General features: G+C 56.1%; 20 protein-coding genes and 2 pseudogenes. 8 read left to right on the top strand and 14 right to left on the bottom strand.

Features of this window, described 5'->3' with window-relative positions; translation table 11 throughout:
- Positions 1-151: 151 nt before the first annotated feature.
- From potD to potA, 4 genes are read right to left on the bottom strand one after another with little or no spacing between them, the layout of a single operon-like run.
- A complete protein-coding gene (gene potD, locus GUC22_RS16050) occupies positions 152-1198 on the bottom strand; it encodes a spermidine/putrescine ABC transporter substrate-binding protein PotD (RefSeq protein ID WP_024359528.1) in 1047 nt (348 codons plus the stop codon).
- On the bottom strand, positions 1195-1980 hold the full coding sequence (potC, locus tag GUC22_RS16045; protein WP_004138360.1) for a spermidine/putrescine ABC transporter permease PotC: 786 nt from the start codon (positions 1978-1980) through the stop codon (positions 1195-1197). The genes potD and potC overlap by 4 nt, the downstream gene beginning before the upstream one ends.
- Positions 1977-2834 (bottom strand): spermidine/putrescine ABC transporter permease PotB, encoded by an 858-nt coding sequence (gene potB, locus GUC22_RS16040; RefSeq protein ID WP_004131456.1) that lies wholly within the window; start codon positions 2832-2834, stop codon positions 1977-1979. The genes potC and potB overlap by 4 nt, the downstream gene beginning before the upstream one ends.
- The gene (gene potA / locus GUC22_RS16035) at positions 2818-3954 is read right to left on the bottom strand and encodes a spermidine/putrescine ABC transporter ATP-binding protein PotA (RefSeq protein WP_004138358.1); all 1137 of its coding nucleotides are present in this window, start codon (positions 3952-3954) and stop codon (positions 2818-2820) included. Before potA ends, potB begins: the two co-directional genes overlap by 17 nt.
- Positions 3955-4211: 257 nt before the next feature.
- On the opposite strand from potA, the gene pepT reads away from it, so the two are divergent.
- Together pepT and GUC22_RS16025 are read left to right on the top strand one after the other, a co-directional pair.
- The gene (gene pepT, locus GUC22_RS16030) at positions 4212-5441 is read left to right on the top strand and encodes a peptidase T (protein WP_004138356.1); all 1230 of its coding nucleotides are present in this window, start codon (positions 4212-4214) and stop codon (positions 5439-5441) included.
- Positions 5442-5605: 164 nt separating this feature from the next.
- A complete protein-coding gene (locus GUC22_RS16025; RefSeq protein WP_049132062.1) occupies positions 5606-6097 on the top strand; it encodes an REP-associated tyrosine transposase in 492 nt (163 codons plus the stop codon).
- Between the two features lie 317 nt (positions 6098-6414).
- Here GUC22_RS16025 and GUC22_RS16015 read toward each other — a convergent pair whose 3' ends face one another.
- From GUC22_RS16015 to GUC22_RS16000, 4 genes are all read right to left on the bottom strand, one after another.
- On the bottom strand, positions 6415-7536 hold the full coding sequence (locus GUC22_RS16015; protein ID WP_004131462.1) for a cupin domain-containing protein: 1122 nt from the start codon (positions 7534-7536) through the stop codon (positions 6415-6417).
- Positions 7537-7622: 86 nt separating this feature from the next.
- Positions 7623-9089, bottom strand: coding sequence for a two-component system sensor histidine kinase PhoQ (phoQ, locus tag GUC22_RS16010; RefSeq protein WP_024359527.1), 1467 nt, complete (start codon positions 9087-9089; stop codon positions 7623-7625).
- A complete protein-coding gene (phoP, locus tag GUC22_RS16005) occupies positions 9086-9760 on the bottom strand; it encodes a two-component system response regulator PhoP (RefSeq protein WP_004101181.1) in 675 nt (224 codons plus the stop codon). Before phoP ends, phoQ begins: the two co-directional genes overlap by 4 nt.
- 84 nt (positions 9761-9844) lie before the next feature.
- Positions 9845-10291: a winged helix-turn-helix transcriptional regulator gene (locus GUC22_RS16000; RefSeq protein ID WP_004138352.1), complete on the bottom strand. Its 447-nt coding sequence runs from the start codon at positions 10289-10291 to the stop codon at positions 9845-9847.
- Between the two features lie 100 nt (positions 10292-10391).
- On the opposite strand from GUC22_RS16000, the gene GUC22_RS15995 reads away from it, so the two are divergent.
- The 3 genes from GUC22_RS15995 to GUC22_RS15985 all read left to right on the top strand — a co-directional run bounded on the left by GUC22_RS15995 (position 10392) and on the right by GUC22_RS15985 (position 12952).
- Positions 10392-11621, top strand: a complete 1230-nt coding sequence (locus tag GUC22_RS15995; protein WP_160183642.1) for an MFS transporter — start codon at positions 10392-10394, stop codon at positions 11619-11621.
- A gap of 79 nt (positions 11622-11700) precedes the next feature.
- Entirely contained in the window at positions 11701-12507 is an 807-nt protein-coding gene (locus tag GUC22_RS15990; protein WP_049130909.1) for an AraC family transcriptional regulator, read from the top strand.
- 82 nt (positions 12508-12589) lie between these two features.
- Positions 12590-12952 carry a cupin domain-containing protein gene (locus GUC22_RS15985; protein WP_004138345.1) on the top strand — a complete coding sequence of 121 codons (363 nt, stop codon included), beginning with the start codon at positions 12590-12592 and terminating at the stop codon, positions 12950-12952.
- A 54-nt stretch (positions 12953-13006) separates the two neighbouring features.
- Here GUC22_RS15985 and purB read toward each other — a convergent pair whose 3' ends face one another.
- Genes purB through rluE form a run of 5 tightly spaced genes read right to left on the bottom strand, consistent with a single transcriptional unit; the run spans position 13007 to position 17374 of the window.
- Entirely contained in the window at positions 13007-14377 is a 1371-nt protein-coding gene (purB, locus tag GUC22_RS15980) for an adenylosuccinate lyase (protein WP_004131470.1), read from the bottom strand.
- A 3-nt stretch (positions 14378-14380) separates the two neighbouring features.
- A complete protein-coding gene (gene hflD, locus GUC22_RS15975) occupies positions 14381-15022 on the bottom strand; it encodes a high frequency lysogenization protein HflD (protein ID WP_004138343.1) in 642 nt (213 codons plus the stop codon).
- Positions 15023-15081: 59 nt separating this feature from the next.
- On the bottom strand, positions 15082-16188 hold the full coding sequence (gene mnmA / locus GUC22_RS15970; RefSeq protein ID WP_004138341.1) for a tRNA 2-thiouridine(34) synthase MnmA: 1107 nt from the start codon (positions 16186-16188) through the stop codon (positions 15082-15084).
- Positions 16189-16226: 38 nt separating this feature from the next.
- Positions 16227-16703 (bottom strand): NUDIX hydrolase, encoded by a 477-nt coding sequence (locus GUC22_RS15965; protein WP_049085859.1) that lies wholly within the window; start codon positions 16701-16703, stop codon positions 16227-16229.
- Between the two features lie 20 nt (positions 16704-16723).
- A complete protein-coding gene (gene rluE / locus GUC22_RS15960) occupies positions 16724-17374 on the bottom strand; it encodes a 23S rRNA pseudouridine(2457) synthase RluE (RefSeq protein WP_004138338.1) in 651 nt (216 codons plus the stop codon).
- Between the two features lie 236 nt (positions 17375-17610).
- Here rluE and icd point away from each other — a divergent pair, with 236 nt between their 5' ends.
- Positions 17611-18861 (top strand): NADP-dependent isocitrate dehydrogenase, encoded by a 1251-nt coding sequence (gene icd / locus GUC22_RS15955; protein WP_014228876.1) that lies wholly within the window; start codon positions 17611-17613, stop codon positions 18859-18861.
- 117 nt (positions 18862-18978) lie between these two features.
- Here icd and GUC22_RS15950 read toward each other — a convergent pair.
- Positions 18979-19452 (bottom strand): annotated as a pseudogene (locus tag GUC22_RS15950) (tyrosine-type recombinase/integrase); the annotation flags it as partial.
- Between GUC22_RS15950 and GUC22_RS15945 the strand changes: the two are divergent.
- Positions 19449-20653: pseudogene (locus tag GUC22_RS15945) on the top strand (DUF1983 domain-containing protein); the annotation flags it as partial. The pseudogenes GUC22_RS15950 and GUC22_RS15945 sit on opposite strands and share 4 nt — an antisense overlap.
- Before the next feature lie 68 nt (positions 20654-20721).
- Positions 20722-22149 (top strand): tail fiber domain-containing protein, encoded by a 1428-nt coding sequence (locus GUC22_RS15940; RefSeq protein WP_014907806.1) that lies wholly within the window; start codon positions 20722-20724, stop codon positions 22147-22149.
- Positions 22150-22325 lie beyond the last annotated feature (176 nt).

The following is a 22325-nucleotide window of genomic DNA, read 5'->3' as shown; positions in this document are numbered from 1 at the left end:
AACGCCCTTCAGGGCGGCCCGGAGGGCGAGCGTAGCGAGACAATCCTCACGTGCTGCGTGTACGTCCGGTTTCTGTGCGTTGTTCGTGCGCCAATAACGCCTACCGGGATAAGCGCATACTGCCGGGCCGAAGCCCGGCAGTATGGCGAAATTAACGACCCGCTTTCAGTTTCTGATAATACTCTTCATACAGGGTGCTGGCGCTGCCGACATCGTTCTGCCATTCGCCTTTCTGAATCGTTGCGGCGTCCGGGTAGAGCGATTTATCATTGGCGACTTCCGGGCTCAGCATCTTACGCGCGGCCAGGTTTGGCGTCGGGTAGCCGATGGTTTCCGCTACCTGTTTGGCGATTTCCGGGCGCAGCAGGAAGTTGATCAGCTTCAGCGCGCCGTCGACGTTTTTGGCGTTTGCCGGAATCGACAGGCTATCCATCCAGAAGATGCCGCCTTCTTTCGGCCACACCACTTCCAGCGGCGTACCGGCCTGACGCGCGACCCACGCGGAGCCGTTCCATACCATGCCGAGGTTTACTTCGCCTTCCATATACGGGTTCGCCGGGTTATCCGAGTTGAACGCCGCCACGTTCGGCATTAGCTTTTTCAGCTCGTTATAGGCCGCCTCGATCTCTTTGGGATCGGTGGTATTGCCGGAGTAACCCAGCTTACGCAGCGCTACCTGGAACACTTCGCGCGCGTCGTCGGTGAGCAGCAGGCTGCTCTTATACTCTGGCTTCCACAGATCCGCCCAGCTGGTGACGGTTTTGGGATCGATCTCGTCGCTGTTGATGCCAATGGCCGTCGCGCCCCAGATGTACGGAATCGAGTAGTCGTTGTTCGGGTCGAAGGGTTTGTTGAGCATTTCAGGATCGAGGTTGCCGAAGTTGCTCAGCTTGCTCTTATCGATCTTCTGCAGCATGCCCTCTTTGCGCATTTTGTCGACGAAGTAGGTGGACGGCACCACCAGGTCGTAGGCGCCGTCTTTATAGGTTTTGAGCTTGGCGTACATGGTTTCATTCGATTCGTAGGTCGAATAGATAACCTTGATGCCGGTCTCTTTGGTGAACTGCTCCAGCAGTCCCGGCGGGACATACTCGGTCCAGTTGTAGAAATAGAGCGTTTTGCTATCGTCCGCATGTGCGGCGCTCATCCCGACTGCCAGAGCGCCCGCAGCGAGCAGGTGGCGTGACCATTTTTTCATTTTAACGTCCCCTGAGTTTTATCACGTGCAATTAACTGGCTGGCAATAACCATCACCAGCGACAGAACCAACAGAATGGTCGCCAGCGCGTTAACCTCTGGCGATACCCCCACTTTAACCATCGAATAAATCTTCAGCGGCAGGATCTCATAACCCGGCCCGGTGACGAACGAAGAAACCACCACATCATCCATCGACAGGGTAAAGCTCAGCAGCCACCCCGCGGCCACCGCGGGCAGCGCCAGCGGCAAAATGATTTTTCGCAGAATGGTCAGTTCGCTGGCGCCGAGATCTTTTGCGGCTTCCAGCATGCGTACATCGAAGCCTTTCAGGCGCGAAAACACCGTGACCACCACGAAGGGGAGGCAGAAAGTGATATGCGAAAACAGCAGCGACCAGAATCCCAGCTGAATGCCGATCAGCATAAACAGCACCAGCAGCGAAATCGCCATCACGATATCCGGCGACATCATCACCACGAACAGCATCCCGCTGACGAATGGCTTGCCGCGAAAGCGATAGCGGTAGAGCGCTACGGCGGTCAACGAGCCGATAAGGGTGGCGAAGGTGGCCGACAGCACCGCCATGGTCAGCGAGTGCTGCGCCGCCTGCAGCAGGCTGTCGTTATTCATCAGCAGGCTATACCAGTTGGTGGTGAAACCCTGCCAGTTGATGCCAAAGCGCGAACTGTTAAACGAATTCACGATCAGAATAATAATGGGGATGTAGAGATACGCGTAAATGGCGGTCATAAAGCCGCCGCGCAGCAGTCGACCAATCATTCCAGCTCCACCTTTTTATTCAGTAAGCGCGCCGCGCGCCAGTAAATCAGCAGCATCAGGCCCATCACCAGCGTCAGCGTGATGCTGGTCGCCGCGCCGAACGGCCAGTCGCGAATGTTGAGGAACTGGCTCTTTATCACGTTGCCGATCAGCAGGTTCTTCGCGCCGCCCATCAGGTCGGAAACGTAGAACAGCCCCATCGCCGGAAGCATCACCAGCAGGCAGCCGGCGATAATGCCCGGCATGGTCAGTGGAATGATGATGCGGATAAAGGTTTGCAGCTTACTGGCGCCAAGATCTCTCGCCGCTTCCAGCAGCGGGCGGTCGAGCTTCTCGATGCTGGAGTAGAGCGGCATCACCATAAACGGCAGCAGAATATAGACCAGGCCGATAATGACCGCCGAGGGGGTGTACATGATGCGCAGCGGCGTATCGATGACCCCCAGCCACAGCAAAAATTCGTTGAGGTAGCCCTTGGTGCTGAGGAAAATCTTCAGCCCGTAGATACGAATCAGCGAGTTGGTCCAGAACGGCACGATCAGCAGAAACAGCATCAGCGGGCGCACCTTTTCCGGCAGCCTTGCCAGGAACCAGGCGAAAGGGTAGCCGAGCGCCAGGCAGGCCAGCGTCGCCAGCAGCGCCATATTCAACGAATGCAACAGCACGTCGTAGTAGAGCGGGTCGAGCAGGCGCGCGTAGTTATCCAGCGTAAAGACCAGCTTAACGAAGTTGGTATCGTCGCGGGTCAGGAAGCTGGTAGCGATGATCATCAGGTTGGGCAAAAAGACGAACAGCACAAGCCAGCCCACGATGGTGGCGATCACCACATTCTGGAATTTACTTGTGTTCTTCATCGGCCAGCACAACCTCCCAGCTTTCTACCCAGTTAATGGCCATTTTCTGGTCGAGAGAGTGGTCAAAATCAGGATCGTCTTCATTAAAGAATTCGCTGACCATGACCATTTTGCCGTTTTCCAGTTCAACCACCGATTCCAGCGTCATGCCTTTATAGTTGCGTTCGCGGATATAGCCTATCAAGCCATCGGCATCGTTACTGTGGTGGATCTCATCTACGCGCAGATCTTCCGGACGCAGCAGAACGTTAAGCCGCTGGCCTTTTTCAACGGCGAAGCTGACGTAAATATTGCATTCGCGGCCTTCGACGCTGGCGCGCACCCGCTGCTCGTCGATCCGCTCGATGACTGTGGCATCGAAGATGTTGATTTCGCCGATAAAGCTGGCGACAAACAGGTTTTTTGGCTCTTCGTAGATCTCGCGCGGCGTGCCGTCCTGCTCAATTTTACCCTCGCGCATGACCACGATGCGGTCGGACATGGTCAGCGCCTCCTCCTGATCGTGGGTCACGAAGACGAAGGTGATGCCGAGCTTACGCTGAAGCGCCTTCAGCTCATTCTGCATCTGCTTGCGCAGTTTATAATCAAGTGCGGAGAGAGATTCATCAAGCAGCAGCAGGCGCGGTTTGTTGACTACCGCGCGGGCGATGGCGACGCGCTGCTGCTGGCCGCCGGAGAGCTGATGCGGTTTACGCTGGGCAAACGCGTCAAGCTGCACCATACGCAGGGCGTCGTGGACGCGGGGGGTAATTTCCGCGGCCGGGGTTTTCTGCATACGCAGGCCAAAGGCGACGTTTTCAAACACCGTCATGTGCGGAAACAGCGCATAGCTTTGAAAGACGGTGTTAACGTGGCGGTTTTCCGCCGGGATATGGGTGATATCGTGATCTTCGAGATGGATTCGGCCGCTATCGACGCTTTCCAGGCCGGCGATAAGACGAAGAACGGTTGTTTTACCGCAGCCGGAGGGGCCAAGCAGGGTGAGAAACTCACCGTTGTTGATGGTCAGATTGAGGTCGGATATTACCGTTTTACCATCAAAGCTTTTGCGAATTCCCGCCAGCTGAACCAGCGGAGAACGCGAACGCGGTTGTGTATTCAATTTTTGACTCTGTCCCATGTAGGCGCAGCGGAAAGCTTACCGATGCGGGGTTTGTGGTTAACCACCTTTGGTTTGACACATAAAATAATAAGGCCGAGCATTCTACGGCAAACGATTGTAATCGCCAATGATTGATGCGCCATGATGAGCTACCTTTACAACATTATCGTGCGAAATGGATTAAATTCTCATTTGCCGGGCTAAAAATGACCTGACGCAATATTTGTCTTTTCCGGCTTATCAATAATGTTGTCACAAAAGAAGAGGGTGGCTACATGGATAAATTGCTTGAGCGTTTTTTGCAGTACGTTTCTTTAGACACGCAGTCGAAGCCTGGCGTGCGTCAGGTACCGAGCACGGAAGGTCAGTGGAAGCTGTTACGTCTGCTTCAGGCGCAGCTGCAAGAAATGGGACTGGTGAACGTGACGCTGAGTGAGAAAGGGACGGTCATGGGCACCCTGCCGGCTAACGTTGAGGGTGATATTCCGGCCGTTGGTTTTATTTCCCATGTCGATACGTCGCCTGACTTCAGCGGTAAGAATGTTAATCCGCAGATCGTCGAAAACTACCGCGGCGGTGATATCGCTCTCGGTATTGGCGACGAGGTTCTCTCCCCGGTGATGTTCCCGGTACTGCACCAGCTGCTCGGGCAGACGCTGATTACCACCGATGGCAAAACGCTGCTCGGCGCGGATGACAAAGCGGGCATCGCGGAGATCATGACCGCGCTGGCGACGCTAAAAGCGAAGAATATTCCCCACGGCGATATCCGCGTCGCCTTTACGCCGGATGAAGAGGTGGGTAAAGGGGCGAAGCATTTTGATGTCGCGGCATTCGATGCGCGCTGGGCTTACACCGTCGACGGCGGCGGCGTGGGTGAACTGGAGTTCGAGAACTTTAACGCCGCCTCGGTGACGATTAAGATCGTGGGTAATAACGTTCATCCCGGCACGGCGAAAGGGGTGATGGTGAACGCCCTATCGCTGGCGGCGCGCATTCATGCCGAGGTGCCAGCGGACGAAGCGCCCGAGACCACCGAAGGCTACGAGGGTTTCTACCATCTGGCCAGCATCAAAGGCACCGTCGATCGGGCAGATATGCACTACATCATCCGCGATTTTGACCGGAAGCAGTTTGAGGCCCGCAAGCGCAAGATGATGGAGATCGCCAAAAAGGTCGGCAAGGGGCTTCATCCGGATTGCTATATCGAGCTGGTCATTGAGGACAGCTATTACAATATGCATGAGAAGGTGATGGCGCACCCGCACGTGGTCGATATCGCCCGCCAGGCGATGGTAGATTGCGATATTGAACCGCAGTTAAAGCCGATTCGCGGCGGTACCGACGGCGCGCAGCTCTCGTTTATGGGCCTGCCGTGCCCGAACCTGTTTACCGGCGGCTATAACTACCACGGGAAGCATGAGTTTGTGACGCTTGAAGGCATGGAGAAGGCGGTGCAGGTGATTGTACGCATTGCCGAGCTGACGGCGAAACGCGGCGCATAAAGGTTCTATAAGCTACGGCCCGGTGAGGTGGTGAAACTGACGGTGCGGTAGGCAAATGTAGAATGCCATCCCATAGGCCCGGTGAGGCGCCAGCCGCCACCGGGCGAAATAGTCGGGGTTGTGTTCTAAAAGGTCCGTATTAGGCGAAGAGGAGGGAGCCTCTGATGTCGAATTATCGCCGCAGCGTTATTCCCGGCGGCACCTGGTTCTTCACTGTTAATCTACAAAATAGACAAAGCGATCTTCTTATTCGTCATATTGAGCGACTCCGCGCTGCGACGATCTTCACTAAACGCAAAAAGCCTTTTCTGATTCAGGCGTGGGTTATTTTACCCGAACATATGCACTGTATCTGGACGTTGCCGGAGGGGGATAGCGATTATTCGGGACGCTGGCGGGATATTAAAAAAACGTTCTCCCGCGATTTGGCGATACGCCAGGTCTGGCAGCCGCGTTTTTGGGAACATGCGATCCGTAACGAAGATGATTATCGTCGGCATGTGGATTACGTTTATATTAACCCGGTGAAACATGGCTACGTGAAGAACGTTATTGACTGGCCGTATTCAACGTTTCACCGCGATGTTCGCGCGGGGTTGTATCCCCCGGATTGGGCTGGGAATGTTGCCGATTTTGACGCCGGCGAGCGTAGATAAAACGCCGGGTGGCGGCTGGCGCCTTACCCGGCCTACCGACCCGGTCATCTATCCCACCAGTTCGTTAAATCATCAGCCGCCACCGGGCGAAACAGACGGCGCGGAAGGTTAATCCACGGCACAACCCCGTAGGCCCGGTAAGGCGTCAGCCGCCACCGGGCGAAACAGACGGCGCGGAAGGTTAATCCACGGCACAACCCCGTAGGCCCGGTAAGGCGTCAGCCGCCACCGGGCGAAACAGATGGCGCGGAAGGTTAATCCACGGCACATCCCGTAGGCCCGGTGAGGCGCCAGCCGCCACCGGGCAAACAGATGGCTCAGTCCTCAAAGAACCAGTAGCCGCTGTTGACTAGCGCGGCCAGCAGGGCGAGGAAGGAGGGATCTTCCAGCGCATCGCCGAGATGCTCTGCGTTTAGCGTCAGATGAGTCGCCAGGGCATCCAGCGCCGGCCGGTGCGGTGAGTTGATTTTCTCGCCGTTGACGAATACCTCGCCATCAATCCGCAGCACGCGCAGACCGCCGAGCCGCGACAGCTTGTCCCCCTGCTGCAGCGCATCGTAAATTTCATCCGGCTGATATGGCGGCTCCGGCGGCGCGACATCCAGTTCGTGGCGGGACTGGGTGATAAACTCGCCAAACCACTGCTTAAAGTGCTCCGGCTGGTTAATCAGCCCCAGCATCATCTCGCGCAGACGATCCAGTTCAACCGGCAAAATGTCGGCAGGATGGTCGCGAGACGGTACGTCCGGATCGGCGTAGCGCTGGCTGCCCAGTTCGCGCTGCAAAACGTAATCGGCAAAGCCGCTGAACAGCTCACGGGCATTTGGCGCGCGATAGCCGACCGAATAGTTAAGCGAATTTTCCAGCGAGTAGCCTTCATGCGGGAATCCCGGCGGAATATACAGAATATCGCCCGGCTCCATCTCTTCATCAATAATGGCTTCAAACGGATCGACCTGCAGCAGGTCAGGATGCGGACAGTGCTGTTTCATCGGCACTTTTTCGCCCACGCGCCAGCGGCGGCGGCCGGTCCCCTGAATGATGAACACATCGTACTGGTCGAGATGCGGACCGACGCCGCCGCCCGGGACGGAAAACGAGATCATCAGATCGTCGATGCGCCAGTCGGGCAGAGCGCGGAACGGATGCATCAGCGCCGCCGTTGGCTGGTGCCAGTTATTAACCGCCTGTACCAGCAGCGACCAGTTATTCTCGCTCAGGTGATCGTAGCTCTCGAAGGGGCCGTGGCTAACCTGCCATTTACCGTCCTGATGACTGACCAGGCGGCTATCGACTTCGCTCTCCATCGCCAGTCCGGCCAGCTCGTCCGGGCTTAACGGATCGACGAAATTAGCAAAGCCCCGTTTTAGCACTACAGGGCGTTTTTGCCAGTAGCGTTCGATAAAGTCGGGCCAGTTAAGCGTTAATTGATAATCCATATTTATATTCCACAGCAGGTGTCTGATAGGGATTATAACGGATGCGGCACCAGCATGATGCAGGCGCCGTTAAAAAACCGACTGTTTTAGCTCTCTTTATCTTCGAGGGTCTGACGGCCAAAAATCACTTCCATGCAGGCGCCGCCGAGAAGGCTGTCCTCGGCCAGGATACGGCCGTCGTACTGGGCAACGATATCGCGGGCAACCGAGAGACCCACGCCCTGCCCGGGGCGCAGCGTATCGGCGCGCTGGCCGCGATCGAACACCGCGCTGCGCATTGTTGCCGGGATCCCCGGGCCATCATCTTCAACCAGAATATGCAGATGATTGTCGTTGGTCTGACGAACGGAGACTTCCACAAACTCCAGGCAATATTTGCAGGCGTTATCGAGAACGTTGCCCATGACTTCCATAAAATCGTTCTTTTCGCCGACAAAGCTAATTTCCGGCGAGATATCCAGGGTAATGTTCACGCCTTTGCGCTGATAGACTTTGTTCAGCGCCGAGGTCAGGCTGTCGAGCAGCGGAGCGATGGGGTGCAGTTCGCGGCTGAGCAGCGAACCGCCGCTGCGCATGCTGGCGCGATGCAGATAGTAGCCAATCTGCTGCGAGATGCGGCTAATCTGCTCCAGCATCACCGGTTCTGCTTCGTTGACGCTCAGCTTCTCGCCGCGCATGGAACGCAGCGTGCTCTGCATCACCGCGAGAGGGGTTTTCAGGCTGTGGGTGAGGTCGGTCAGCGTCGTGCGGTATTTATCATAGCGTTCGCGTTCGCTTTTCAGCAGGCGGTTGAGATTGCTGACCAGCCGCGTAAGCTCCCGGGTGGTGTTCGGGTTGAGCATCTCGCGGTGATGCTCCTCCAGTTCGCGCACCTCTTTGGCCAGCGATTCGATAGGGCGCAGGCTCCACCACGCCGCGACCCACAATAGCGGGATCACCAGCAGCAGGTTGGCTGCCAGGACGTAAATAAACCAGCTCCACACCATATAGGAGCGCTTCAGCTCCACCGGAATGGTGTCGACAACCACGATACTGAGCTGCGGCATGGTGCTGGTGGCCGGATAGATGTTGATCGCCACCGAGTGGGTCATCTCGGAGCCGTCGTCCTCTTCCCGGATGGCGTCCAGCTGTTGCTGAATCTCATGATTGTTGTGCTGCAGCATACTGCTGCTGTCTACGTCGGCCTCAATCTCATGAAAGCCGTTATTTTTGAGCCAGTCAGGTTGAATACGCTTGACGAGCCACGGAACATCGCGCTGCGCCCACAACAGCTGGCCGTGTGCGTCGTAAATCAGCGTTACCGTGGGGCTCTGCATATTGAGGTTATCGGGAATATCAACTTCGATAGTGTTGTTTTCCCACTTCGCCAGCATATAGAACAGGTTGCTCTCGCCGCGCAGCAGGCGGAAGGTGGTTTTATCGAAGCTAACGCTATATCCCACCAGCGCGACCATGCCATAGGAAAGCGATAGCACCAGCACCACGGCGGCCGTTGCCAGCAGAAAGCGGACGCGCAACGACAGCGGCAGAATATGCCGCAGTAGCCCTTTCATCCGCGCAGTTCGAACAGATAGCCCTGGCCGCGCACGGTGGTAATCACATCCTGCGGATACTCAGCCTGTATTTTTTTGCGCAGTCGTCCCATCAGCACATCGATAGTATGGCTTTCGCGCAGCTCGGCGTCGGGATAGAGCTGCAGCATCAGCGAATCTTTGCTGACCACTTTGCCCCGGTTGCGGATCAGGGTTTCCATAATGGTGTATTCAAATGCCGTCAGCTTGATGGGCTGGTCGTTGACCGACAGCTCGCGACGTGATAAATCCACCTGGAAAGGCGGTATGGAGATGACCTGTGACGCCAGGCCGCTGTTACGCCGCAGCAGCGCCTGCATGCGGGCCGCGACCTCTTCGATATGGAACGGCTTAGTGACGTAATCATCCGCGCCGGCGCTCAGCACCTCGACTTTATCCTGCCAGCCTTCGCGCGCGGTCAGCACCAGCACCGGCACCGACACGTCGTGGCTGCGCCAGCGACGAATCAGCGAAAGGCCGTCTTCATCCGGCAGGCCAAGGTCGACGATGGCGATGTCCGGAACATGTTCACCCAGATAGTAATCCGCTTCCTTTGCGTCTTCCGCCGCATCGACCTGATGTCCCAGCTCCTGCAACTGAACTTTCAGGTGATGGCGCAGGAGAGCGTTATCCTCAACCACGAGTACGCGCATGCCCGTTCTCCATTTTATTTATGATTTGAATAGTTTAGCGCTTATTATACACCTTTAACATAAACAGCTGTTAAATAAAGAATTTTATTTGATTTTTTGTACCTCAGTCTCGTGAGGCGTCAGGACGAGTCCGTCTTCGGCCGCGGGCGACATCATGGGAACCGGGCGCAGCGTACGTTTATCGATCAGGACGGAATGGGGTTCGTCAGGGGCAAAAAGATGCTGCTCTCCCCACTGGCGTAGCGCAACCACCACAGGGAACAAACGCTCCCCCTTTGCCGTCAGTACGTATTCCTGATAAGCCGTGCCGTCCGAGGCGGCTTGCGTCGTGAGGATACCTGAATTTACCAGTTTGTGCAGACGGTCAGAGAGAATATTACGCGCCATACCGAGGCTTCGCTGGAAATCGCTAAAGCGGCGCATACCATCGAAGGCGTCGCGCACAATCAACAAGGACCAGCGATCGCCGATAATATCCACGCTTCGGGCGACGGGGCAGGTTTCGTTTTTCATTTTTTCACGCGCAGGCATGGGCTCTCCAAACGGTTGGGTAAACTAGTTGCATTTTAAAACTCCCTGTTCTAGCCTACAACTGGTTTTATTTAGAAACTAGATTATTAAGGCTGGAATCATGAAAGCGTCAATGTTATCCCCATCGCTAATAGACCCGGAAACGGTTATGCCGCGTAGCCTGGTGTGGCTGTTTGCTCTCGCCAGCGGGTTGAGTGTGGCGAACGTTTATTACGCACAACCGCTGCTCGACGCGCTGGCGCGAGATTTCGCCATCAGCGACGCCGCGATTGGCGGGGTGATTGCGGCGACTCAGATTGGCTGCGCGATGGCGTTGCTCTTGCTGGTACCGCTGGGCGACAGAGTCAATCGCCGCCGCCTGATAGCGACGCAGGTTTTTCTGTTGATCGCTGCGCTGACGGCGGTGAGTCTGGCGTCCACCACCGTGATGCTGTTGGGCGGCATGCTTGCCGTTGGCCTGCTGGGTACCGCGATGACCCAGGGGTTGATCGTCTATGCCGCCAGCGCCGCTTCGCCCCATGAACAGGGACGCGTGGTGGGCGCCGCGCAGAGCGGAGTCTTTATCGGGCTGCTGCTGGCGCGGGTATTTTCAGGGGGCGTAAGCGATCTCTTCGGCTGGCGCGGGGTATACATCTTTGCCGCTTTACTGATGCTGGGCATTGCGCTGCCGCTGTGGCGTCGGCTGCCGGTGTTAGCGGTAGCGTCGACCCCCCTGTGCTACCCGCGCCTGTTGGCATCGATGCTGACTCTGCTGCGTCAGGAAAAAGTGCTTCAGGTGCGCGGCGTGCTGGCGTTACTGATGTTTGCCGCCTTCAATATCTTCTGGAGCGCGCTGGTTTTGCCCTTGAGCGCTCCGCCCTTCGGCTTTTCGCATACGGAGATCGGCGCCCTGGGCCTGGTGGGGGCTATCGGCGCCCTGGCGGCGGGGCGAGCCGGTAAATGGGCCGATCGCGGATACGGGCAGCGCACCAGCGCCGTGGCCCTGGTCATGTTGCTGGTGGCCTGGTGGCCATTATCGCTGATGGCATGGTCGCCAGCGGCGCTGTTGGCTGGCATTGTGCTGCTGGATCTCGGCGGTCAGGCGCTGCATGTCACCAGTCAAAGCATGATTTTCCGTACCCGACCCGAAGCGCACAGCAGGCTGGTCGGTCTGTATATGCTGTTTTATGCGCTTGGCAGCGGTTTGGGGGCGGTCAGTACGACCGCGGTATATGCGCGCGCGGGATGGCAGGGCGTTTGCCTGCTGGGGGCATCGGTCAGTCTGCTGGCGCTGCTGTTCTGGTTGATGACTCGGGGCGTGATGACCAACCATAACGGTGGTGAAGGGTAGCGGAGAACGAGCGGCGATGTTAATTTTTTGTGTAATATAGCGGATGTTGTTTTTAATGGCGCGCGGGAGCGTAAATCACATGCCACAACAGAAACGTGCGGATTGGGTCCGCCTGGCCCAGTCGCCCGCGCATATTGAGCGTATCGAAGCCTTTTTCGGCGGCCACGGTTATGAGCCTCACCGGCATGATACTTACGCCATTGGCCAGACGCTCTCCGGCGTGCAGCGCTTTCACTATCGCGGCGGCCTCCAGCACAGCCTCCCCGGTGGGACGATGGTTTTGCACCCCGATGAAGTCCATGACGGCGAGGCAGGGACCGAGGAGGGGTTTCGCTACCGGATGGTGTACATTGAGCCCGCGCTGATTCAAAAGATCCTTGGCGGTAGGCCGTTGCCCTTTATCCCCGGGGGAATATCCAGCGATCCGCGCTTGCTGCACGCCGCGCTGCCGTTGCTGAAAGACGTCAATGCCCACTTCGCGCCTCTGGAGGAGGAGGACGCGCTGTACGATCTGGCGCAGACCCTGGCCGCCGTCGGCGGCCAGCGCTTTCGACGCCGGGCCTTCGATTACCCCGCGGCGGAAAGGGCCCGGGAGTATATCCACGCCTGTTTTGCGCAGAACATCACCCTCGACACTCTGGCGAACGTCAGCGGCAGAGACCGCTGGAGCCTGAGCCGCGATTTCAGGGCGCTGTTTGGCGCCAGCCCCTGGCGTTATGTGATGATGAGGCGCCTCGAATTTTGCCGCCAGCGGATGCTGGCAGGGGATAATCTGGCGGATATCGCAGCCCACGCGGGCTTTGCCGATCAAAGCCATATGACGCGCCAGTTCATCAGCCGCTTTGGCCTCTCTCCCGGCCGCTGGCTGAAGTTTGTCCGCCCCTGACGCGCCGCGAGTTGCACAATCGTTCAATCTCTGCGGTGGGGAGTTATCTATGCTGACAGCCTTTATCACAAGGAGTCAGCTCATGTATCAATCGATTAATATTGCGCAGAAATTCACTCTCTTTACCGAGCAATGGCAGCCGAAGGTGGTGGCCGAAATGAATGATTATCAGTTCAAGGTGGTCAGGATCTTCGGCGACTTTATCTGGCATAGCCATCCGGAAACGGATGAAACTCTGATTGTGCTGGAGGGCGTGCTGCGTCTGGATTTTCGCGATAAGCATCTGTTGCTCCAGGCCGGCGAAATGATCGTGGTGCCTCGGGGCGTTGAGCATAAAACCTCGGCGGAAACCGAAACCAAACTTATGCTGATCGAGCCGCGCGGCGTCCTGAATACCGGGCATGAGGGCGGAGATCGGACCGCGGTGAACGACGTCTGGATTTAACGATCGCGGGGGCAGGGAAACCCTCTTCCCAGAGCGGAAAGAGGGTGGAAAGGTTTACTTCAGTTCGTCAACCATGGTGGTCGCGCGGCCGATATAGTTGGCCGGCGTCATGGCCTTCAGGCGAACTTTTTCCGCTTCCGGCAGCGCCAGGCTGTCGATGAACTGCTGCATGCCTTCGGCGTCCACGCGCTTGCCGCGGGTCAGCTCTTTCAGCTTCTCGTAAGGCTTCTCGATGCCGTAGCGGCGCATAACGGTCTGGATCGGCTCGGCCAGTACTTCCCAGTTGTGGTCCAGTTCATCCAGCAGACGGTCCTGATTCAGCTCCAGCTTGCTCACGCCTTTCAGAGTGGATTGATACGCGATCAGCGCATAGCCAATGCCGACGCCGAGGTTACGCAGGACGGTGGAGTCGGTCAGGTCGCGCTGCCAGCGGGAAACCGGCAGTTTGCTCGCCAGATGCTGCATCACCGCGTTGGCCAGACCGAGGTTGCCTTCGGAGTTCTCGAAGTCGATCGGGTTCACTTTATGCGGCATGGTGGAAGAGCCGATTTCGCCGGCAATCGTCTTCTGCTTGAAATGGTTGAGCGCGATATAGCCCCAGACGTCACGATCGAAATCAATCAGGATGGTGTTAAAGCGCGCGACGCAGTCGAACAATTCGGCAATATAGTCGTGGGGTTCAATCTGGGTAGTGTACGGGTTCCACTGGATACCCAGCGAGGTGACGAACTCTTCGCTGAACTGGTGCCAGTCGACTTCCGGGTAGGCGGCGATGTGGGCGTTATAGTTACCCACCGCGCCGTTGATTTTGCCAAGGATTTCAATCTGATTCAGCTGACGATACTGGCGCTCCATACGGTAAGCGACGTTCGCCATCTCTTTCCCCATGGTCGACGGCGTGGCCGGCTGGCCGTGAGTGCGGGAAAGCAGCGGGATATCGCGATATTGCACCGCCAGGTCTTTCACCGCGTCGATCAGCTTGCGCCAGTAGGGCAGGATCACTTCGTCGCGAGCGGTTTTCAGCATCAGCGCGTGGGACAGATTGTTGATGTCCTCGGAGGTGCAGGCAAAGTGGATAAACTCGGAGACCGCGTGCAGTTCAGCGACATCGGCGACTTTTTCCTTAAGGAAATACTCAACCGCTTTGACGTCGTGGTTGGTGGTGCGCTCGATGGTTTTGATGCGCTCTGCATCTTCCACGCTGAAATCAGCGACGATTTTATCAAGGTAACCGTTTGCGTCGGCAGCAAAAGCAGGAACTTCCTTGATCGCTGCGTGCGCGGCCAGTTTTTGCAACCAACGCACTTCTACCTGAACGCGGAATTTCAGCAAACCGAATTCGCTGAAGATACCGCGCAGCGCGCTGACTTTGTCGCCGTAGCGGCCGTCGACTGGGGAAACGGCGGTCAGTGAGGATAATTCCATAGATCACAACTCCGGGGTTAAATGAGCAAGAATTTGTTTTGCCTGGTTAACCAGACGATGACGAGAAAACATCAGCTGCAGGCGCCCGCCGCCGACCTGGTGCCAGAGCACCGCGGAGCGAATTCCGGCCAGCAGGGCAGAGCGAACCTTCGCCTGAACCTGAGGGCTTTGCAGCACGGCGGGAGAGCCGGTCACCTGAATCCGCGGGCCCAGCGGGCTAATGACATCAACATAGATGCCGGCCATCGCGCTGAGCAGCGTCTCGGATTGCAGATCGAAATGTTCAAGCTGACGGCGCAGGCCACCGATACGGTTGCCGAGTGTATCCATGGCTCCCTTGCTGGCGGCAAGCTTACGCTCCAGCACCATCAGGCTTAAAGTATAGCGGGTAAGTTCGGCGTTCAGCCCCTGGCGGCTGCTGGTATTCAGCACGCCAATAAGGGTCTCCAGCCCGAGGCGAAGATTGGCTTCGCTACCACCGAACACCGCCAGCGTTGAATCCGGATCGAGGTCGATGATGCTGTTCAGCGACACATGCAGAGCATCGCTATCGCAGTGCCCCTGGTGCGCCAGTTCCTGAACCAGACGCGCGGCCTGGCAAACGCCGGCCAGCGCCAGCGTAATGTCATAATAATTCTTCGCCACACATTCTCCTTATAAACCGCCAAATGCCCGAGCGGCGCATTCAGCGGCTGAAATGTCTGTCAAGCCGGCAGCGGCAAGCGCTGTTCGATAATCCCGCCGCCGAGGCAGACTTCGCCGCGGTAGAAGACCGCAGACTGGCCCGGCGTCACGGCGGCAACCGGCTCATCAAAGATGACTTCAATGCGGTCGTCATCCAGCGCTTTAACGCTGCAGGGGATATCGGTCTGACGGTAGCGGGTTTTCACCGTGCAGCGCAGCGTGCCCGTAACCGGCTCGCGATCGACCCAGTGCAGCTGTTGGGCAATCAGCCCAACGGACATCAGACGCGGATGGTCGTGGCCCTGGGCGACAACCAGAATATTGTTTTCGACGTCTTTGTCGACCACGTACCACGGGTCTTCGCCGCCGTCTTTGATACCGCCGATGCCGAGGCCTTTACGCTGCCCAAGGGTGTGGTACATCAGGCCCTGATGCTCGCCAACTTCGTCGCCGTCAACGCTGATAATTTTTCCCGGCTGAGCGGGCAGGTAGCGGCCAAGGAACTCACGGAATTTGCGTTCGCCGATAAAACAGATACCGGTCGAGTCTTTTTTCTTCGCGGTAATGAGATCCAGCTCTTCGGCGATTTTACGCACCTGCGGCTTTTCCAGCTCCCCCACCGGGAACAGGCTTTGCGCGATCTGTTCGTGGCTTAGGGTATAAAGGAAGTAGCTCTGGTCTTTGTTACCGTCGAGGCCGCGCAGCAGCTGGCTCTTGCCGTTAACGTCGGCGCGGCGCACGTAGTGTCCGGTAGCGATGTAGTCGGCGCCGAGGTCTTCTGCGGCAAATTCGAGGAAAGCTTTAAATTTAATTTCTTTGTTACACAGAATATCCGGGTTCGGCGTGCGTCCGGCTTTGTATTCTTCAAGGAACAGTTCGAATACGTTGTCCCAGTATTCTGCGGCAAAGTTAACGGTATGAAGTTCAATTCCCAGCTTATCGCAAACGGCCTGCGCGTCGGCAAGATCCGCCGCTGCGGTGCAGTATTCCTCGCCGTCGTCTTCTTCCCAGTTCTTCATGAACAGGCCTTCCACCTTATACCCTTGCTGGAGCAGCAGGTAGGCGGAAACTGAGGAATCAACCCCGCCGGACATGCCGACGATCACTTTTTTCTGGCTTTCTGACATTGGAATACTCACTACATTGAACTTCGAGGCGGCGTATTCTAGCACGCGTCCTCGGTTGAGGCACCCCCTGTAAACGGCCAGTTAAATTCACCGATGAGCGACAGCGGGTAGCGCGGATCCTGCTGATAGCTGCGAATGCTCTCAGCAACCAGTTGAGAACGCAGGTTTGTCGCGTTAAGAATTTCCTCAGCGCTAAGCCACAGGCAGCGATCGATATCGCTATCATGGGGCTCGGTGGCGCACGTATCGTTAAGCTCGATAGTAAAGAGGAAGCGCAAAAATGGGGTGCGATCCGGGGCTATCCACTGATGCAGGCGAAGAAAGTGCTGCGGCGTGGCGCGAATGCCGGTCTCTTCCCAGAGCTCGCGCTCTGCGGCCTGAACCAGCGTTTCATCGGCTTCGAGGTGGCCCGCAGGCTGGTTCCACAGCGCTTTTCCGTTGATCGTCTCTTCAACAACGAGGAATTTGCCTTTCGCGTGAACCACGCAGGCGACGGTGACGTGCGGTTTAAACATTGATTTTCCTTAGGCTACTGTTAATCAATTTTGCGCCATTCGCCGTTGGCCAGGCCATCCAGCGTATAGCCGCCCATCGCGTAGCGAATCAGACGTAGCGTCGGAAAGCCGACGTGGGCGGTCATCCGCCGCACCTGGCGGTTGCGCCCTTCATAGAGGGTGATTTTAAGCCAGCTGGTAGGGATGGATTTGCGCTCGCGAATGGGCGGATTTCGCGGCCATAGCCACTCTGGCTCCGCCACCCGCTCGACTCCCGCAGGCAGGGTGGGGCCGTCATTCAGCGTGACGCCGTCGCGAAGGGCGGCCAGCGCGTCCGCCGTGGGTTCGCCTTCCACCTGGACATAATAAATCTTTCCGGTGCGCTTGCCCGGCTGGGTGAGGGCCGCCTGCAGCGCGCCGTCGTTAGTCAGCACCAGCAGGCCTTCGCTATCGCGGTCCAGCCGACCAGCAGCGTAGACGCCGGCAACCGGAATAAAATCTTTAAGCGTGCTGCGTCCGGCTTCATCGGTAAATTGCGGCAATACATCATATGGTTTATTGAACAAGATCACAGTTTTTGGCTGGCGTTCTTTGCGTTGTCTGGTGACTTGTTGCGTGCTGAATCGCTCAACGCGATGTTTTCTAAAAGAAGTTTTTTGCATGGTATTTTCAGACTCAATCAATTGCCGCATTATAGCCTAATTACGAATGCCTTTCATGGACGCAAACATTCAGGTAGTATTGACATGCTCATTACAACTTATTAACAAAAAGGTTGCTCAAACCGATTCGCATTACAGGAAGGCGACACGGACGCGAAATCTCCGGTTAGCGGGATATTCCGATGACGGGAGTGGGCGAATAAAGCCAACGCCCGGCTAGCGTGAAGAGGGAAGAGCAGAACCAGAAGCGCTCGAAGGAGAGGTTAATGGAAAGCAAAGTAGTAGTTCCGGCGGAAGGTCAAAAAATCACCCTGCAAAACGGCAAGCTGAACGTCCCTAATAACCCGATTATCCCGTTCATCGAAGGCGATGGTATCGGCGTTGACGTGACTCCGGCGATGCTGAAAGTGGTTGATGCTGCCGTCGAGAAAGCCTATAAGGGCGAGCGTAAAATTTCCTGGATGGAAGTTTACACCGGTGAAAAATCGACCCAGGTTTATGGCCAGGATGTCTGGCTGCCTGCCGAAACTCTTGATCTGATTCGTGAATATCGTGTTGCTATCAAAGGCCCTCTGACCACGCCAGTCGGCGGCGGTATCCGTTCTCTGAACGTTGCCCTGCGTCAGGAACTGGACCTCTACGTTTGCCTGCGCCCGGTTCGTTATTATCAGGGTACTCCGAGCCCGGTTAAACATCCTGAACTGACCGATATGGTTATCTTCCGCGAAAACTCCGAAGACATCTACGCCGGTATCGAGTGGAAAGCCGATTCTGCCGAAGCGGATAAAGTGATCAAATTCCTGCGCGATGAAATGGGCGTGAAGAAAATTCGCTTCCCGGAACATTGCGGTATCGGCATCAAGCCGTGCTCTGAAGAAGGTACCAAACGCCTGGTTCGCGCCGCCATTGAATACGCCATCACCAACGATCGCGATTCACTAACCCTGGTGCACAAAGGCAACATCATGAAATTCACCGAAGGCGCGTTCAAAGACTGGGGCTACCAGCTGGCACGCGAAGAGTTCGGCGGTGAGCTGATTGACGGCGGCCCGTGGCTGAAGATCAAAAACCCGAACACCGGGAAAGAGATCGTCGTGAAAGACGTTATCGCCGACGCCTTCCTGCAGCAGATCCTGCTGCGTCCGGCGGAATACGATGTTATCGCCTGTATGAACCTGAACGGCGACTATATCTCTGACGCCCTGGCGGCGCAGGTTGGCGGTATCGGTATTGCCCCGGGTGCGAACATCGGCGACGAGTGCGCGCTGTTCGAAGCGACCCACGGTACTGCGCCGAAATATGCCGGCCAGGATAAAGTGAACCCAGGTTCCATCATCCTGTCCGCTGAGATGATGCTGCGCCACATGCAGTGGTTCGAAGCCGCAGACCTGATCGTCAAAGGCATGGAAGGTGCTATCGCCGCCAAGACCGTGACCTATGACTTTGAACGTCTGATGGAAGGCGCTAAACTGCTGAAATGTTCAGAGTTTGGCGACGCGATTATCGCGAACATGTAATCTGGCCCCCAGATTATGTCAGAACGGGAACCTGGTGGTTCCCGTTTTTATTATTAGTTTTCGAACGGTTATCAAAATTTTATCAAAACAAGTTATCAAAACCCCTCCCGAAAAACCTCATAAGGCCACCGTTGTCCACCCCTTCCCACGATCATCATGGTACCTATCCGTTTGTTGTTGAGTTTTATGTCCAAGTAAATCTTTCGTGTTTATACCTTGGGCTTTATATAACCGCTCGGAAAGCGATCTTTGTTCATGGAAAGTTGCCGGTGTACCTTGTCCCCAGTCAATATCTGCACTGTCTCTTGCCTTGCTGAAATTCATGGTCAGTGTTCTGGGTTTCACCTGTGCTCCTCGCTCAGCCTGTGAGGTGGTTCTAAAGAAATGAACCAAATAAGGGCTTACTGCATAATCCCGGCAACGACTGATTACATCTCGGAGGCTCCAGTTGATTGCGTTGCAACGCAGAGCTAATGGTATAGCGATTTTGCTTCCGGTTTTCTCTTGCTCAACGTGTAGATGATCGTCCCAGATGTCCGAGAATTTCATACGGGATATATCACCTAGTCGCTGTCCTGTTACTATGGCTAAGCGACAGCCAGAGCACACAGGCCAGCCTGAATACCTCGCTTCAGTCGCAGATTGACGCGCAGGCGGCCGCCAACATCAAAAACCAGACGACGCTGGACAACACGATTAAATCGGTGGCCAGTATCACCAGTACCCAGCAGACGCATGCAACGGCACTGGAGGCGCTGGCAACGCAGCAGACGACCCTGACATCCAGTGTCGGGGATCTCAGCGCTTCCGTTCAGAACACCGCCAAAACCGTGGCGGATGTGAATGGTACGGTGAGTTCGCTGTGGTCGATGAAGGTTGAGACGGTTAACGGGAAGAATGTTGGCGCGGGGATTACGCTGGGCAGCAATGGTGAAACGAGCGACATGATCCTCTACGCTGACCGCTTCTCGCTGTTTAACCGTAATAATGCGACGGCTGTTCCGGTGATGGTTGCCGAAGGCAATGAGCTGTATATCGATACGGCACGTATCAAAAACAGTTCCCTGACCTCAACCAAAATCGCGGACGGTTCCATCACGAACGCGAAGATCGGCAACGAGATCCGCTCGAATGACTTTGTTGACGGGTCACGCGGCTGGCGTATCGCCAAGGATGGCTCTTCGCAGTTCAACAACGTGATCGTTCGCGGTGCGGTTTATGCGACTGACGGCTGGTTCCAGGGGACGGTATATGCGAACCACATCGAGGGCGACATCGGGTCATTTGCGATCAACATCGCTCAGCACCGCACGCGCAAGGTGCCGAAGGCTACATGGCAGTGGTTTGAGCTGGCCCGGTTCCGGCGGCAGAATTTCGACCAGGTGATCAATATTCGCGGTGGACTCCTCCAGACGGATAGCATCACTATCGACGGCGGCGCGAAACTCAGAGCGGGGATGTCCTACGCCCAGGGGCTGACGGCGGACTGAATCCTGGCTATCTGTCGTATGCAATGCTTCTTCGTGGCACAGGCGCTACGTCTGGTGGCGGCAGTATGGAGCTAGGCATTGAGCTTATGTATGAAACAGGTGGAGCAACACGCCTGTTAACGGCGCAAGAGTCAATGAACGTAGACAACATGTCATTTGTCGTCCCTGCCGGTACTGGCGACGCTGTTCTGCGATATGGCTGTTACCTGGACCGTAACGGACAGATGGTATTAACCATCCTCTCAAGATTCGACGCCTTCGCCGCGCGCAATAACAACGTAATTCGCGGTTCATCAACCTGATAACAATATATGGCCCCGCAAGGGGCCTTTTCTTTTTCCAGGGAAAACCATCCAGGAGGAACTTTATTATGGCGATGTATGAAGTCGGTACCGTCACGGGTGCCGCGTCGCAGGCACGGGTGACAGGTGCGACAACAAAATGGTCACAGGAGGCGCTGGGGATACTGCCCGGGTCGATTCTAGTGGTCTACCGCAGCGGTAGTGCTGACCTGTATGCGATCAAATCCGTGGACAGCGACACGCAACTGACGCTGACCCGGAATATCACCACCGCATTTTCCGGTGCCAGTTACGGCATTATTACCGCTGAAACCGCCAGCACCTCGTCGTTTGCTAACCAGCTGGCCAGCGCGTTTGCATTCTGGCGTAGTGTAGTGGAGGGCTGGTCGATGGCCCTGACCGGCAGCGGCAATATCACCCTGACTGACCCGATCACAGGAAAGCAGGTGACCGTGCCGGCGATAGCCGGGATGGCGAAGGCCTCGGATCTTAACGCGCTGGCAAAACTCACCGGAGGAAACAAACTCGACGGCTCGCAGGTTATAACCAGCGATAATGCCGGTTTTATACTCGGTAAGAACTCAGATCTGGCTCTGCTCAAAAAACAGGGGCAAGGCGGGACAATTGCCGTTGGCTCGGGAACACCGTTTAGGGTTCAGCGTTCAAGAGCGACCACTGTATCACCGGCAGACACCTTTGATGACATCCTCGTTATTGGCACCAATAACCAGACGACGTTGCCCGGAGATTTGGTTGTCGGTGGTGGTTTCGATAATACGGCAAAGGGCAAGCTGTATTCCCAGGCGTTAGAGCTATCGATGAGCACGCCATACATCGACTTTCATTTCAACGGCAGCATCGCCGACTTTACCGCCCGCATTATCCAGGACCGGCAAAACAGACTAAATATTCAGGGCAATGCCAGCTTGTTAGTTACCGATGGCAATTTAACCGCTGGCTCAACAATGCCCGGCAATATCGCAGTCGGCCAGCAGGTCACCGCCGCACCTGTGCGGTCTCAGATGTTGGGAAGAGGCGCTTACGGCGACCCGGACGGCGCATACGTGCAAATGTACATGGAGGAGAAGGTCGGCACTGAGCACCGGATCGTGCTGTACTCTGACGGTTTCGGAAGAACCGATGCCTGGCTATTTCGGCCTGGCGGCACAATCACCACCGGCAAAGGTGACGTCATGACTACCGGTTCTGACGTTCGTCTGAAAGACGGGTTTACAGAACCTCAGGAAGGGGCCTCCAGGCGCATTAATGCGCTGGGGGTATGCGAGTTCAATATGAAAGGCGAAACGCGCCGGAGGCGTGGTTTTATCGCTCAGCAGGCTGAAAAAGCTGATGATCTGTATACTTTCCTCGGCATCGAGCAGGAGATCGATGGCGAAAAATTCAGGGTGATGAATGTTGATTACACGGCCATCATCGCCGATTTGGTAACAGTGGTGCAGGATTTGATTAGGCGAGTTGACGCACTAGAAAGTTGAGGAGCATAAAAAATCCCCCGGAGGCACTTGCCGGGGGCAACTGTAACGACATTAATTGCTGTGTACATCACAGAATAATTTGGAGTAAACGATAAGTAAGTTCAAGTAAATTTTTACTGGTCAGATGTTGTGTCGTTGTTTAATAATCTACCAAAATTAATAATGCAATAGTGATA

The sequence above is a fragment of the Klebsiella sp. MPUS7 genome, from assembly GCF_009905335.1.
In the GTDB taxonomy this organism is placed as follows: domain Bacteria; phylum Pseudomonadota; class Gammaproteobacteria; order Enterobacterales; family Enterobacteriaceae; genus Klebsiella; species Klebsiella grimontii.
The sequence above is the reverse complement of the archived record's forward strand: the minus strand, read 5'-3'. Positions and strand labels throughout refer to the sequence as shown.

Coding starts and splice junctions, on each gene's coding strand:
- potD (WP_024359528.1), bottom strand. CDS start 1,198: ATGAAAAAATGGTCACGCCACCTGCTCGCTGCGGGCGCTCTGGCAGTC.
- potC (WP_004138360.1), bottom strand. CDS start 1,980: ATGATTGGTCGACTGCTGCGCGGCGGCTTTATGACCGCCATTTACGCG.
- potB (WP_004131456.1), bottom strand. CDS start 2,834: ATGAAGAACACAAGTAAATTCCAGAATGTGGTGATCGCCACCATCGTG.
- potA (WP_004138358.1), bottom strand. CDS start 3,954: ATGGGACAGAGTCAAAAATTGAATACACAACCGCGTTCGCGTTCTCCG.
- pepT (WP_004138356.1), top strand. CDS start 4,212: ATGGATAAATTGCTTGAGCGTTTTTTGCAGTACGTTTCTTTAGACACG.
- GUC22_RS16025 (WP_049132062.1), top strand. CDS start 5,606: ATGTCGAATTATCGCCGCAGCGTTATTCCCGGCGGCACCTGGTTCTTC.
- GUC22_RS16015 (WP_004131462.1), bottom strand. CDS start 7,536: ATGGATTATCAATTAACGCTTAACTGGCCCGACTTTATCGAACGCTAC.
- phoQ (WP_024359527.1), bottom strand. CDS start 9,089: ATGAAAGGGCTACTGCGGCATATTCTGCCGCTGTCGTTGCGCGTCCGC.
- phoP (WP_004101181.1), bottom strand. CDS start 9,760: ATGCGCGTACTCGTGGTTGAGGATAACGCTCTCCTGCGCCATCACCTG.
- GUC22_RS16000 (WP_004138352.1), bottom strand. CDS start 10,291: ATGCCTGCGCGTGAAAAAATGAAAAACGAAACCTGCCCCGTCGCCCGA.
- GUC22_RS15995 (WP_160183642.1), top strand. CDS start 10,392: ATGAAAGCGTCAATGTTATCCCCATCGCTAATAGACCCGGAAACGGTT.
- GUC22_RS15990 (WP_049130909.1), top strand. CDS start 11,701: ATGCCACAACAGAAACGTGCGGATTGGGTCCGCCTGGCCCAGTCGCCC.
- GUC22_RS15985 (WP_004138345.1), top strand. CDS start 12,590: ATGTATCAATCGATTAATATTGCGCAGAAATTCACTCTCTTTACCGAG.
- purB (WP_004131470.1), bottom strand. CDS start 14,377: ATGGAATTATCCTCACTGACCGCCGTTTCCCCAGTCGACGGCCGCTAC.
- mnmA (WP_004138341.1), bottom strand. CDS start 16,188: ATGTCAGAAAGCCAGAAAAAAGTGATCGTCGGCATGTCCGGCGGGGTT.
- GUC22_RS15965 (WP_049085859.1), bottom strand. CDS start 16,703: ATGTTTAAACCGCACGTCACCGTCGCCTGCGTGGTTCACGCGAAAGGC.
- rluE (WP_004138338.1), bottom strand. CDS start 17,374: ATGCGGCAATTGATTGAGTCTGAAAATACCATGCAAAAAACTTCTTTT.
- icd (WP_014228876.1), top strand. CDS start 17,611: ATGGAAAGCAAAGTAGTAGTTCCGGCGGAAGGTCAAAAAATCACCCTG.
- GUC22_RS15940 (WP_014907806.1), top strand. CDS start 20,722: ATGGCGATGTATGAAGTCGGTACCGTCACGGGTGCCGCGTCGCAGGCA.